This window comes from Caballeronia sp. GAFFF2, assembly GCF_023631485.1.
In the GTDB taxonomy this organism is placed as follows: domain Bacteria; phylum Pseudomonadota; class Gammaproteobacteria; order Burkholderiales; family Burkholderiaceae; genus Caballeronia.
Genome location: NZ_JALQDA010000008.1, coordinates 72,187 through 85,162, shown reverse-complemented (window position 1 = coordinate 85,162; position 12,976 = coordinate 72,187). Strand labels below are relative to the sequence as shown.

Genomic DNA, 12,976 nt, shown 5'->3' with positions numbered 1-12,976 from the left:
GTCCTTCACCTCAACAACCAACCCTCGACCTCAACGCGCCAACAACAACGCATTCGTCCGCTTCACGAAACTCGCCGGATCTTCCAGCGATCCGCCTTCGGCCAGCAACGCCTGATCGAACAGCAGATGACACCAATCCGCGAAATTCGCGCCATCGGTCTGCAGCGCCTTCACCAGCGGATGTTCCGGGTTCACTTCGAGAATCGGCTCCATCTTCGGTGCGTTCTGCCCCGCTGCCTTCAGCATGCGTTGCAGGTAGCCGCTCATGTCGCCTTCGTCGGCCACGAGACAGCTCGGCGAGTCGGTCAGGCGGAAGGTCAGGCGCACGTCCTTGGCCTTGCCTTCGAGCGCTTCCTTCATCTTCTCGACGAGCGGCTTGAATTCCTCGCCGACCTTTTCCTGCTGCTGCTTTTCCTCGTCGTTCAGCGCGCCCAGATCGAGGTCGCCACGCGCGACGCTCGCCAGCGGCTTGCCGTCGAATTCGTTGAGGAAGGACAGCATCCATTCGTCGACGCGATCCGTCAGCAACAGCACTTCCACGCCCTTCTTGCGAAACACTTCCAGATGCGGACTGTTCTTCGCGGCCTGCCAGCTGTCCGCGGTGACGTAGTAGATCTTCGTCTGCTCGGGCTTCATGCGCGAGACGTAATCGGCGAGCGAGACGTTTTGCACGTCGGAGTCGTTATGCGTCGATGCAAAACGCACCAGCTTCGCAATGCGATCCCGGTTGCTGAAATCCTCGCCAATGCCTTCCTTGAGCACCTGACCGAATTCCTTCCAGAAATTCGTGTACTTTTCTCGGTCGGCGTCCTCGGTTGCTTCGGCCGACGACGATGCGATTTCTTCCAGCATCGACAGCACCCGCTTGCTCACGCCTTCGCGAATTGCCTTAACGTCGCGGCTTTCCTGCAGGATCTCGCGCGAGACGTTGAGCGGCAGATCGGCCGAATCGACCACGCCCTTCACGAAGCGCAAATACGCGGGCAGCAATTGCTCGGCATCGTCCATGATGAAGACGCGCTTCACGTAGAGCTTGAGGCCGCCGCGATGCTCACGGTTCCACAGATCGAACGGCGCGTGCTTCGGCACATACAGTAGTTGCGTGTATTCGCTGCGGCCTTCCACGCGGTTGTGCGTCCACGCGAGCGGGTCGTCGTGATCGTGCGAAATATGCTGGTAGAACTGCTTGTATTGCTCGTCGGTGATGTCGCTCTTGTTACGCGTCCACAGCGCGCTCGCCTGATTGACGGTCTCGTCTTCGTCCTTCTCGACCATCTCGCTCTTCTCGGCGTCCCATTCTTCCTTCTTCATGAGGATGGGCAGCGCGACGTGATCCGAATACTTCTGGATGATCGACTTGAGCTTGTGACTCGAAAGCAGTTCGTCCTCTTCCGGACGAAGATGCAGCGTGATGGTCGTGCCGCGTTGCGCGCGCTCGATATTCTCGACTTCGAACTCGCCTTCGCCCGCGCTCGTCCAGCGCACGCCTTCCGATGCCGGAAGACCGGCGCGGCGCGATTCCACCGTGATCTTGTCGGCGACGATGAAGCCCGAGTAAAAGCCCACGCCGAATTGTCCGATGAGCGCGGCGTCCTTTTGCTGGTCGCCGGAGAGCTTCGAGAAGAACTCTTTCGTGCCCGAGCGCGCGATCGTGCCCAGATGCGAGATGGCTTCTTCGCGGCTCATGCCAATGCCGTTGTCGTCGATGGTGACGGTGCGCGCCGCCTTGTCGAACGACACGCGGATACGCAAGTCCGGATCGTTCTCGTAGAGCGCGCTGTTTTCGATTGCCTCGAAGCGCAGCTTGTCTGCCGCGTCCGATGCGTTCGAGATCAGCTCGCGCAGGAAGATTTCCTTGTTGCTGTAGAGCGAATGAATCATCAGTTGCAGAAGCTGCTTCACTTCCGCCTGAAAGCTCATGGTTTCTTGCGCCATGGTCGAGTCCTCTGGTTGAGTTTTATAGATGCGGTTCGGAATGCGCGGCGTGCGATCTTAAGCCACTTGCATGGCATGCGCCGCGTACACGCGCAGAATTCGTCCGATATATGGGCGGGACGGGCTATTTCAAGGGCCGGTGAAAAGCCGGTTAGGATGACGCTTTAGCACGACCGATCGCCCGACCATGCTTCACACGCCGAAGCCCTTGATGCGTGCACGGCCGCTCACGCCCGGTGAGATCGCGCTGGCGCGGTGCGTGTTCGGCGCTTCGATCGATTATTCGACGGTCCGCGTCCACGCTCGCGGCTATCTGCCGTTCGGACTGCAACCGCGACACACCGCGATGTCGCCGAACGGCAACCTCTATTTTCCACGCGCATGCTACCAGCACGACTTCTCCGCCTGCGACCTCGGTGAGCGCATGTGGTTCATCCACGAGATGACGCATGTGTGGCAGTTCCAGCTCGGCTATTGGGTGAGGCTGCGCGGGGCGATTCGTATCGGCCTGCCTTATCGCTATGCGCTCGCGGCCGACAAAGGTCTCGCGGACTACAACATGGAAGCGCAAGGCAACCTGCTTGCCGACTATTACGCGCTAAAGTTTTGCAGCGGACAGGCGTGGCTCTATGAGCGTCGGTATCGGTTGATGCCGGGTGCGCTTGCGCTCTTCGAACAAGTGCTGGCGGGGTTTTTGAATGCGCCATCGGACCGGCGGCATTTGCCTCGTCTTCGGAATCGGCCGCATCGGGAGAGTTGACGTGCGGCTGGGGTGCGCGGTTTTCCACGACACCCATTCAGCCGAGCCGCTCGCCTAAGAACCCCGCCGCGCCGCCTTTTCCCGATGACTCGCCAGCAACTCCGGCAACGCCGGATCGCCGCAGTTGGCGATGTTGAAGCGCATCCACGTGGTCGGCGACTGATTCGGCGAAAACAGGCTGCCCGGCGTCAATAAAAAGCCGGCTTCGTGCCCCGCCGCCGCGAGACTTTCCGAATCGACACCTGTGTCGGCCCAAAGAAACATGCCGGCCGATGGCGTCGTGAACAGCTTCAGACCGGTCTTTTCCAGCATGCGAGCGGTCTTGTCACGCACGGCGTCGAGCCGCCCGCGCAGCCGTTCGACGTGCCGCCGGTAATGCCCTTCGGTCAACACCTTGTAAAGCACGCGTTCGTTGAGTTCGGGCGTCGTCATGCCGACGAGCATCTTCTGATCGGCGAGCGCCTTCGCCACTTCCGCCGATGCCGCGACATAGCCCACGCGCAGATTCGCGGCGAGCGTCTTCGAAAAGCTGCCGAGAAAGATCACGCGCTTGAGTTGATCGAGCGATGCAAGCCGCGTTGCCGGATACGAAGGCGCACACAGATCGCCGTAGATATCGTCCTCGATGACCATGAAGTCGTACTGCTGCGCGAGTTGCAGGATGCGGAACGCCTGCGCCGCCGTGAGCGACGTGCCGGTCGGGTTCTGCAGCACCGAGTTGATGATCAGCATCTTCGGCCGCCAGGTCGCGACGAGCGATTCGAGCGCGTCGAGATCGGGCCCATCCGGCGTGTACGGCATGCCGACGAGCCGCGCGCCCTGCGATGCGAAACGGCCGAACATCTGGAACCACGCGGGATCGCCGACGATCACCGCATCGCCCGGCTTGACGTAAAGGCGCGAAATCAGGTCGATGGCCTGCGTGATGCCCGACACCATTACGATCTGCTGCTCGGTCGCGCCGATCTCCAGTTCCGCGAGACGCGTCTGCAACTGCAGCCGCAGCGGCAGAAAACCATGCGGCGTGCCCATGCCGAGCATCTGCGCGCCGGACATGCGGCTCATCGAGCGCAGCGCGTTGGTGATGAGCTCGCCGTCGAGCCACCGGTTCGGCAGATAGCCGAGCCCCGGCCCCTTCTCGGGGCTCGAACTGTGCAGCATGTTGCGCAGAAGCCAGACCACGTCGATTGCGTTCTGCACGGGCGCCTGCTCCGGCGCCGGGCTCGCGGCGGCCACGATACGGTCGCGCACGTAGAAGCCCGACCCGCGCCGCGAATCGAGATAGCCGTGCGCGACAAGCCGCTCATAAGCCTCGACCACGGTGAAGCGCGACACGCCTTTATCGACTGCCAACTTGCGGATGGACGGCATGCGCATGCCCGGCCGGAACACCCGTTCGTCGATGCGGCGGCGTCCCCACTGCACGAGCTGATCGACGAGCGTTAGCTGCGCGGCGTCGTGTGGAGCGGGAATCTGATCGAGCGGGACGGACATGCGGGCCTCCGTGGCGGATGTGCGGTTCAGGCGAAGCGTTCGATATGCTCAAAACTGTACAGAACAGTATTCCGCCGATTGTACCGTTACTGTTCTGGTGGCAGCAGCTACATTCTGCATTCGGGCTGCACTGGATGGCGCATCCTTTCCGTAACCGTGCGCTTCGGGCGGCGCGGGCGAGCGGTTATGCTATCGGCCCCTGTCTTGACGCTTCGGGCTTGTAACATGACCGCTCATCCGCTGAAACTCGACCATCTCGTGATCGCCGCGCGCACGCTTGCCGAGAGCGCGCAATTTATCGCCGCGAAGTTCGGCGTGGAGACCGCGCCCGGTGGCGCGCATCCGCTCATGCGCACGCACAACCGGCTCTTGAGCCTGTGGGGCGGCGCTTATATCGAAGTGATCGCAATCGATCCGGACGCGCCTTCGCCCGCCACATCGCGCCCGCGCCTCTTCGCGCTCGACGACCCGGCATTGCAGCGTCGCCTCGAAGACGGTCCGCAGCTCGTGCACTGGGTGCTTCGTGTGGATCGGCCGAAGTCGCTCGTGCGCTGGCAGGAGCAGTATCCGGAACGCATCGCGCCCGTGGTGGCAATGTCGCGCTCCGGCAATACGTGGGGGCTGACGGTGCCGGACGACGGCGCGTTCCCCGCGTGGCAAGGCGTGGGCGATGGCGTGTTGCCCGCGCTGATCCAATGGGATACGCCGCGTCATCCGAGCGATACGTTGCCGCAAACGGGCATTGCGCTGGCATCGCTCACGGGGTTTCATCCGAACGCGGATGCGGTGGCGCAACAGCTCGAATGGCTCGGCGCGGCGCATCTGATGCAAGTCGAGCCAACGCGTGGCGCGCCCGCTCTCGTCGCGCGTTTCGAGCTGCCAGATGGCTCGATGGTGACGCTCGGCGAATCGGCGGAATCGGTGGAGGCGGCGCGGCTTGCGAACGAGCAGGCGCGGCAGGCGGCAGGCAAGCGAAGGCGTGTGCGAGACAAGGCTGCGGCGGTTGCGTCGGATGGCGATTCGTCTGCCGAAGAAGGCGGTGCATCCAGCATGCAAAGCGATCCGCGCGAACTGCAAGCCGAGACGAATGAGCAAGCCACGGTCGATGCCGACGCCGCACCGACCGACGGCAACGACGACGACGAAGACAACGACGACTAACCAGCGAGCCCAAGAGCCCGCCCCAAAGGAGACATGGAACGATGAGAACCCGCGAAACCGAAGGCATGTTGCTCGGCCTGATCGGCGTCGTCATCTTCAGCCTCACGCTGCCGATGACGCGCATCGTCGTGCAGGAAGTGCATCCGCTTCTGAACGGGCTCGGGCGCGCGCTCGTCGCCGCGCTGCCCGCCGCCTTGCTGCTTGCATGGCGCCGCGAAAAGCGGCCGTCCTGGCCGCAGATCAAGAGCCTCGCGGTCGTGTCTCTTGGCGTGATCGTCGCGTTTCCGGTGTTTTCCGCCTGGGCGATGAAAACCGTCCCCGCGTCGCACGGCGCCGTGGTCAATGGCTTGCAGCCGCTGTGCGTCGCGATCTACGCCGCGTGGCTCTCGCACGAGCGGCCATCGAAACTCTTCTGGGTGAGCGCTATCGCGGGCAGCGCGATCGTCATCGCGTTCGCCTTGCAGACGGGCGGCGGCGGCGTGCAGGCAGGCGACCTTCTGATGCTCGTCGCGGTCGGCATCGGCGCGCTCGGCTATGCGGAAGGCGCGCGGCTCGCCAGACAGATGGGCGGATGGCAGGTGATCTGCTGGGCGCTCGTGCTATCGGCGCCCTTCCTCGTGCTGCCGGTCGGCTGGCTCGCGTGGGCGCATCACGCGGCTCATCCCGAGCCGCTCGCTTTACGCACGTGGCTCGCGTTCGGTTACGTGACGCTCTTCTCGCAGTTCATCGGCTTCTTCGCGTGGTACGCGGGTCTCGCGATGGGCGGCATCGCGCGCGTCGGACAAGTGCAATTACTGCAGATTTTCTTCACGATGGCATTCTCCGCGCTCTTCTTCGGTGAACAGGTAAGCGCGACGACGTGGCTCTACGCGACCGCCGTCATCGTGACAGTCGTGCTCGGGCGCAAGACGGCGGTGCGCGCGGCGCCGCTGCCCGTTGCGGCGGCAAGCCCGAACAGCGCAAGATAAGCACCCAGGCCGAAAGCCCGAGACCGTGCACGCAAGTTCGCTTGGGCGATAATCGACATTTCAGGCGGCCGTGCACTTTGCCGCCGGATTCAGGATCAGCTTCAGCCAGTTGTAGTCAACCCCGGAAACCCCAAGCGAGACATTCCATGAATCAAGCCGATCTGCGCGCCACGCCGTGGCAACTTTCCGAACGCGCCCGCAAGCTCACCAGCTCGGCGATTCGTGAAATCCTCAAAGTCACGGAGCGGCCCGAAGTCATTTCCTTCGCGGGCGGCCTGCCCTCGCCGCAGACGTTTCCCGTCGAGGAAATGCGCGTCGCGTCCGAACGCATCTTGCGCGATCAGCCCGCCGCCGCGCTTCAGTACAGCGCGACCGAAGGCTACATGCCGCTGCGCGAATGGATCGCGGCGCGTTATTCGAAAGACGGCGTGACCATTCGTCCGACGCAGGTGCTCGTCACGACGGGCTCGCAGCAAGCGCTCGATCTGCTTGGCAAGACGCTCGTCGATCCCGGCAGCCGCGTGCTCGTCGAAACGCCGACTTATCTCGGCGCGCTGCAGTCCTTTTCGATGTTCGAGCCGCATTACGTGCAGATGCCGACGGACGAAGCCGGCCTCATCCCCGAAGGACTGAGCGCCGCGCTCACCGCCGATGCACGCCTGCTCTACGCACAGCCGAATTTCCAGAATCCGACGGGTCGCCGTCTGCCGCTGGAGCGCCGCCGCGCGCTCGCCGCGTTCGCGCAAAGCGCCGCGTTTCCGATCATCGAGGACGACCCCTACGGCGCGCTCGATTACGCCGGCGCTCCGCTGCCCACGCTGCTCTCGATGGCGCCCGATCACATCGTCCATCTGGGCTCGTTCTCGAAAGTGCTGGCGCCGGGTCTGCGTGTGGGCTACATCATCGCGCCCGAGGAACTGCACTTCAAACTCGTGCAGGCCAAGCAGGCAACCGATCTGCATACGCCGAGTCTCACGCAACGTATCGTTCATGAAGTCATCAAGGACGGCTTTCTCGATCGACATGTGCCGACCATCCGCGCGCTGTATCGCGACCAGTGTCAGGCCATGCTCGACGCGCTCGAACGTCACATGCCCGCCGGTGTCGAATGGAACCGGCCCGAAGGCGGCATGTTCGTGTGGGTGAAACTGCCGAAGCACATCGATTCGATGAAGCTGCTCGAACAGTCCATCGCGGAGAACGTGGCGTTCGTGCCGGGCGGTCCGTTCTTCGCCAACGACGCCGAGCACAACACGCTGCGTCTTTCGTTCGTGACGGTGCCGCCCGCGAAGATCGACGAAGGCGTCGCCAGGCTCGGCGCACTGCTGCGCGCGAGCGTCTGATCCACGCGCGGCGCTTCATTGGCGTCGCGCTTCAATTCACTCCAGGAGTCATCGATGGCATCCAACGTTTACGACAAGCTGAAGGAACTCGGTATCGACCTGCCCACCGCGGGCGCGCCCGCCGCCGCCTACGTGATGAGCGCGCAGAGCGGCAACACGGTTTATCTGTCGGGGCACATCGCCAAGAAAGACGGCAAGGTTTATACGGGCAAGCTCGGCGACACGCTTTCCACCGAAGAAGGCAAGGCCGCCGCGCGCAACGTGGCCATCGACCTGATCGCGACGCTGCACGCGCATGTGGGCGACCTGAACCGCGTGCGCCGTATCGTCAAGGTGATGAGCCTCGTCAATTCGACGCCAGACTTCACCGAGCAGCATCTCGTCACCAACGGCGCGTCCGAACTCATCGCGGATATTTTCGGCGATGCCGGCAAGCACGCGCGTTCGGCCTTCGGCGTGGCGCAGATTCCGCTTGGCGCATGCGTGGAAATCGAACTGATCGCCGAAGTAGCCTGACGCTTTCGCCTTCGCACCGCACGGTCGCAAGAACCCGGCGTCATCAGGCGCCGGGTTTTTTGTTTGCATGCTTGCCAAGAACGGCTGAATACGCATGCGCGGCGAAAGCGCCTCGCCGATGCATTCGCGCCTGCCGAAACGATTCGTCGGCAGGCATCGGCAGCCATTTCGTTACGATATTCGATGGCACATTTTGCTTGCGGGACGCCGGTTCATCGGCAAGTCGTGCCACGCGTATACCCCTTGGCCACGCCCCTTTCCGAACTCGGGTCTGTTCGCTAATATCTGAACAATCGGGGACCACAAAAGCTCGAGCGCGATTCGTGTCGTATTCAGCCGCTTGCGCTTCGGCGCAAACGTATGCTGTCAGATAAGTCGCACCCTCATCGTCAAATCCGTGTTGTAGTTGCTTCAGTTGCCGCACGGCTTCAAGTAACCGCCGGGCGCCGAACGCTTCTCACGCGAAGCGCATGGCGCCAGATTCGCCATGCATCGTCGCTCGAAGCGTGGTCGCCCAACTCGCGCGGTATAGTGGCTCGTTTCGCCTCAACGCAAAAAGACATGGTCCGCTTCATACACATCGCGCGCTCGGCAGCTTGCAACCTCTCGTGCTCTTCGTCAGCCGAAGCGTTGCATGCCCTCGCGGGCCCACGCCTTCCATGAAGCGCTCGCGCATCAAGGCCAGCGACGCGCGCTCCGTGACACCGGGCGCGCGGCGGCGGCGCGCACTGCTGCTCATTCCCGTGCTCGGCACACTGGTGCTGGTGTCGTTGTGGGCCGTGATCTTCACGCGGCTCTCGGTGGAACGTGAATCCACCACGCACGAATCCATGGCGTCCGCCGCCATCCTCTCCTCCGCGCTCGAACAGCACACGATCAAGGCGATCCATCAGGTCGATCAGATCACGCGCTTCGTCAAGTACGAATACGAGAAGTCGCCCAGCGAGTTCGATCTCATCGCGACCGTGGACAAAGGCGTCGTGCAGAGCGACACGCTCGTGCAAGTCTCGCTCATCGACGAACACGGCGCGCTCATCGCCACGACGGCCGATCCGCATCCGAAGCCCATCGACTTGTCGGATCGCGAGCACTTCAAGGTTCACGTCCACTCCAACGACGACCTGCTCTATATCAGCCGGCCCGTGCGCGGACGCGTCTCCGGCATCTGGACGCTGCAGATCACGCGGCGGTTGAATCACTCCGATGGCTCCTTCGCGGGCGTGGTCGTCGTTTCGGAAGACCCGGCGTACTTCACGAGCGATTTCTATAACGTCGCCTCCATCGGGCATGAAGGCGTGATCGCGGTCGTGTCCGACAACGGCTCGGTGCTCGCGCGCAGTACGGGCGGCGGCGCGGGCACTTCTGGCGTAGCTGGCGTAGCTGGCGCTTCTGGCGCTTCGTCTGCGGCCTTCGACGCACGCGCGCCGAACGCCGTAGCCAAGGGCAGCGGCGCGCGCAACGCGAGCGGCCCCGTCCACGGCGAGTTCAGCGCGAGCGGCGTGTATCCGACCTCGGAGCACGCGTCGGGCATCTATGTCGATCCGATCGACGGCGTGAGGCGCATCGTGTCTTATCGGCATATCGACGGCTATCCGCTCGGCGTGCTCGTCGGCCTTTCGGAGCGCGAGGAACTCGTCGACTTCAATCACACGCGCAACGTGTATCTGCTGATGGCGGGCTTCATCTCGCTCGCGATGCTGGGCTTCTTCGCGGTCGCCACTGGTCTCATCGGCAAGCTGCTCGGGCGCGAGCGCGAGATGACGCATCTCGTCGAATACGATTTGCTGACAGGCTTGCGTAATCGCTATTCGACTCTGCGCGGGCTGCGGCAGGACGTGGCGCACACCGAGAACATCGGACGGCTTGCGCTGCTCTTCATCGACCTCGACAACTTCAAGACCGTCAACGACACGCTCGGCCACAACGCGGGCGATATCGTCCTGCAGATGACGGCGTCGCGTCTCGCCGAAACCGTCGGACAAAGCGGCACGCTGTCGCGTATCGGCGGCGACGAGTTCGTGGTGGTCGTCAAGGGCGAGGAAGTGGAGCAGCGCGCGATCACGCTCGCCGACGACATCTCGACCATGTTCGCCACGCCGTTCGATGTGCGCGGCAGTGCGTTCGTGCTGCACGCGAGCATCGGCATTGCGCTCTTTTCGGTATCGAACGAAAGCGAGATCGATCTGCTGAAGAAGGCCGATCTCGCGATGTACAGCGCGAAGGACGCGGGCAAGAACTGCTATCAGTTCTATTCGCCGCAGTTGTCGCATCGCGCGGATCATCTGATGAAGTGGGAGCAGCAGTTGCGCGTCGCGTTGACGGAGCAGCAGCTCTTTCTCGTGTATCAGCCGAAGATCGATCTGGCGCGGCGCTGCATTACGGGTTTCGAGGCGCTCGTGCGCTGGAATCATCCGCAGCATGGGCTGATTCCCGCCAACGAATTCATTCCGGTTGCGGAGTCGACCGGCTTGATCGTCGCGGTGGGCGACTTCGTGGTTCACACGGCCTGCATGCAGCTCGCGCAATGGCAGCGCGAGGGCTACACCGGCTTGTCGCTCGCGGTGAACATATCGGCCGTGCAATTCTGGCGGGGAGACTTGCTTGAGACGGTGGCGCGATCCATCGAGGCGAGCGGCATTCCGTCGGACAAGCTCGAACTCGAGATCACCGAAACCGTGATGGTCGAATATCCCGAGCTCGTGCAGGAAAAGATCATGGCGTTGAAGCGTCTTGGCGTGCGTATCGCCCTGGACGACTTCGGCACGGGCTATTCGTCGCTGTCGTATCTGAACCGTTTTTCGGTGGATACCTTGAAGGTCGATCGCTCCTTCATCCAGGCGATTCCCGAAGACCGCAGCGTGTGCGTGATGGTGTCGGCCATCGTGAATCTCGCGCGTTCGCTCGGCCTGACGGTGGTCGTGGAAGGCACGGAACGCGAAGAGCAGATCGTGTGGCTCGCGGCGCTCGGTCCGGTGGAAGCGCAAGGCTTCCTGTTCTCGCGGCCCGTACCGGCGGATGGCGTGCAGGCCTTGCTCGACCGCTTTGGCGTATGCGGCTTGACACGAGGGGGCATGCCACGCTCGGAGAAAGATGCGGGCCATGCGGGTCAAGAGCCGCCGAGTCCCGCGCTGAGCGACGAACGCGGCGTTTGAGACTCAAAAGCCGCGCGACAAGACGGCAGTACCGATCGTCACCACGCCCAATACCAGGTTGATCACGACGAGGCGCCGCACCGTGCCCACGGCGCGCGCGCCATCGGGCCAGTTCTGCGCCTGCACCGCGCGACGGATGCGCGGAAACACGCCGAAGCGGATGTGCCCGAAGATCAGCATCATCACGATGCCGAGCCCCGCCATGGCGTGCAGCGGCCACGCCGCGTGACCACCGCCGAACTGCCACAGCAGGAAGCCGCCCGTGAGCAGAATCACGAGCACCGACCCCGCGACCCAGTTGAAGAAGCGTGCGAACACGGCTTCCCAGAGCGGCAGGCGCAATTGCGGCGTGAGATCGCCGAGCGCCGGGCGCAGGCAGAAATGCGCGAAGACCATCCCGCCTATCCATATGGCGACACCGAGCAGGTGCAGGAAAAGGGCGGCTTCGATGGCGTGGGTCATGGGTCTTTTGATTATCGGGTGATTAGGTTCGGGAGGAAGGTGCCGCGAGTGACGCGATGTGTAGCCGTTTTGTTTGCTGCGATTTTCGTTTATTTCGAATAAAATGGAAAGCCTGCCGAACGTACATGAGAACAGCCATGACCCATCCAGCCATATCCGAGACGACGCTGCCGGTCGAACGCGAAGTACAGGTGGCGGGCGAAGGACAGCGCACGCTTGCCGCCTATCTCTCGACCGGATTTCAGACTCAACGCATTCAAATTTACGATGACCATGAAAAGGCGCATCAAGTTGAATTGCCAACTTCGGCGCTTCGACTGCTCGTCGATATCCTCGCCGAACTCGCGGACGGCAACGCTGTAAGAGTGGTCCCGGTTCACGCCGAACTGACCACGCAAGAGGCCGCCGATCTGCTCAACGTTTCCAGACCGCATCTTGTCAAATTGCTCGAATCCAATGCGTTGCCGTTTCGCAAGACCGGGAAGCATCGCCGCGTGCGCTTCACGGACCTCATGCGCTACAGAGCCGAGCGCGATCAAGAAAGCGAGCGGGCCATGGAAGCATTAACCCGACAGGCACAAGAACTAGGAATGGGTTACGAATGAGGAGTTCCCGCTTTACGGTTATTTATGATGCGTGCGTGCTGTACCCGGCGCCGTTGCGAGACTTTCTGATGTGGCTGGGTTTGTCCGGGCTTTTTTCAGAGCGCGATGGAGCGCGCGAATACACGACGAATGGAAGCGCAATCTCTTGCGTAACCGTCCCGACTTGTCGGCACGACAAGTGGACCGCACGGCCGCCCTGATGGATGCCGCCATTCCAGACGCACTCGTCAGCCACTATGACGAACTCATCGACGCGCTCGACCTTCCCGATCCCAACGACCGCCATGTGCTGGCGGCGGCAATTCGCTGCGGCGCGAGCGTTATCGTCACGTTCAACAAGCGCGATTTTCCAGACGAAGTCTTGTCGACCTACGACGTCGAGGCGCAGCACCCCGATGTGTTCGTCGACAATCTTTTCGATCTCGACGAAGCCGCCGTGGTGCTCGCGGCCCAACGTCAACGCAGACAGCTAAGGAACCCTTTGCTCGACGTGGACCGTTATCTCGACATCCTGTCGAAGCAGGGGCTCGTCACTACTTGTAAATCTCTCGCGAGATTCCGGTCGGTCTTGTAGAGCGCG

The 12,976-nt window shown here is 62.6% G+C and carries 9 protein-coding genes and 2 pseudogenes; 8 read left to right on the top strand and 3 right to left on the bottom strand.

From position 1 onward, the window contains the following. Positions 1-30 precede the first annotated feature (30 nt). Positions 31-1,935 (bottom strand): molecular chaperone HtpG, encoded by a 1,905-nt coding sequence (gene htpG, locus NCT04_RS05180; protein WP_250464158.1) that lies wholly within the window; start codon positions 1,933-1,935, stop codon positions 31-33. Positions 1,936-2,122: 187 nt separating this feature from the next. Between htpG and NCT04_RS05175 the strand changes: the two genes are divergently transcribed. After that, positions 2,123-2,695, top strand: a complete 573-nt coding sequence (locus NCT04_RS05175) for a Rhs element Vgr protein (protein ID WP_250464156.1) — start codon at positions 2,123-2,125, stop codon at positions 2,693-2,695. Between the two features lie 54 nt (positions 2,696-2,749). Here NCT04_RS05175 and NCT04_RS05170 read toward each other — a convergent pair whose 3' ends face one another. Continuing rightward, positions 2,750-4,189, bottom strand: coding sequence for an aminotransferase-like domain-containing protein (locus NCT04_RS05170; RefSeq protein ID WP_250464154.1), 1,440 nt, complete (start codon positions 4,187-4,189; stop codon positions 2,750-2,752). A 225-nt stretch (positions 4,190-4,414) separates the two neighbouring features. Between NCT04_RS05170 and NCT04_RS05165 the strand changes: the two are divergent. The 5 genes and pseudogenes from NCT04_RS05165 to NCT04_RS05145 all read left to right on the top strand — a co-directional run. Further along, positions 4,415-5,077 (top strand): annotated as a pseudogene (locus tag NCT04_RS05165) (VOC family protein); the annotation flags it as partial. 314 nt (positions 5,078-5,391) lie between these two features. After that, positions 5,392-6,318 (top strand): DMT family transporter, encoded by a 927-nt coding sequence (locus NCT04_RS05160; protein WP_250464152.1) that lies wholly within the window; start codon positions 5,392-5,394, stop codon positions 6,316-6,318. 146 nt (positions 6,319-6,464) lie between these two features. Next, entirely contained in the window at positions 6,465-7,661 is a 1,197-nt protein-coding gene (locus NCT04_RS05155) for an aminotransferase-like domain-containing protein (RefSeq protein WP_250464150.1), read from the top strand. Positions 7,662-7,715: 54 nt separating this feature from the next. Beyond that, on the top strand, positions 7,716-8,177 hold the full coding sequence (locus tag NCT04_RS05150; RefSeq protein WP_244827491.1) for a RidA family protein: 462 nt from the start codon (positions 7,716-7,718) through the stop codon (positions 8,175-8,177). Positions 8,178-8,836: 659 nt separating this feature from the next. Next, positions 8,837-11,329, top strand: a complete 2,493-nt coding sequence (locus tag NCT04_RS05145) for a bifunctional diguanylate cyclase/phosphodiesterase (protein ID WP_250464148.1) — start codon at positions 8,837-8,839, stop codon at positions 11,327-11,329. Positions 11,330-11,332: 3 nt separating this feature from the next. Here NCT04_RS05145 and NCT04_RS05140 read toward each other — a convergent pair whose 3' ends face one another. Further along, positions 11,333-11,791 (bottom strand): CopD family protein, encoded by a 459-nt coding sequence (locus tag NCT04_RS05140; RefSeq protein ID WP_244827489.1) that lies wholly within the window; start codon positions 11,789-11,791, stop codon positions 11,333-11,335. Between the two features lie 137 nt (positions 11,792-11,928). Here NCT04_RS05140 and NCT04_RS05135 point away from each other — a divergent pair, with 137 nt between their 5' ends. Both NCT04_RS05135 and NCT04_RS05130 read left to right on the top strand, forming a co-directional pair. Beyond that, positions 11,929-12,396, top strand: a complete 468-nt coding sequence (locus tag NCT04_RS05135; RefSeq protein WP_250464212.1) for a helix-turn-helix domain-containing protein — start codon at positions 11,929-11,931, stop codon at positions 12,394-12,396. Continuing rightward, positions 12,393-12,970: pseudogene (locus NCT04_RS05130) on the top strand (PIN domain-containing protein). The gene NCT04_RS05135 and the pseudogene NCT04_RS05130 overlap by 4 nt, the downstream one beginning before the upstream one ends. Positions 12,971-12,976: the final 6 nt, after the last annotated feature.

Excerpts from the sequence above, each read along its gene's own strand:
- htpG (WP_250464158.1), bottom strand. The coding sequence starts at position 1,935 with ATGGCGCAAGAAACCATGAGCTTTCAGGCGGAAGTGAAGCAGCTTCTG.
- NCT04_RS05175 (WP_250464156.1), top strand. The coding sequence starts at position 2,123 with ATGCTTCACACGCCGAAGCCCTTGATGCGTGCACGGCCGCTCACGCCC.
- NCT04_RS05170 (WP_250464154.1), bottom strand. The coding sequence starts at position 4,189 with ATGTCCGTCCCGCTCGATCAGATTCCCGCTCCACACGACGCCGCGCAG.
- NCT04_RS05160 (WP_250464152.1), top strand. The coding sequence starts at position 5,392 with ATGAGAACCCGCGAAACCGAAGGCATGTTGCTCGGCCTGATCGGCGTC.
- NCT04_RS05155 (WP_250464150.1), top strand. The coding sequence starts at position 6,465 with ATGAATCAAGCCGATCTGCGCGCCACGCCGTGGCAACTTTCCGAACGC.
- NCT04_RS05150 (WP_244827491.1), top strand. The coding sequence starts at position 7,716 with ATGGCATCCAACGTTTACGACAAGCTGAAGGAACTCGGTATCGACCTG.
- NCT04_RS05145 (WP_250464148.1), top strand. The coding sequence starts at position 8,837 with ATGAAGCGCTCGCGCATCAAGGCCAGCGACGCGCGCTCCGTGACACCG.
- NCT04_RS05140 (WP_244827489.1), bottom strand. The coding sequence starts at position 11,791 with ATGACCCACGCCATCGAAGCCGCCCTTTTCCTGCACCTGCTCGGTGTC.
- NCT04_RS05135 (WP_250464212.1), top strand. The coding sequence starts at position 11,929 with ATGACCCATCCAGCCATATCCGAGACGACGCTGCCGGTCGAACGCGAA.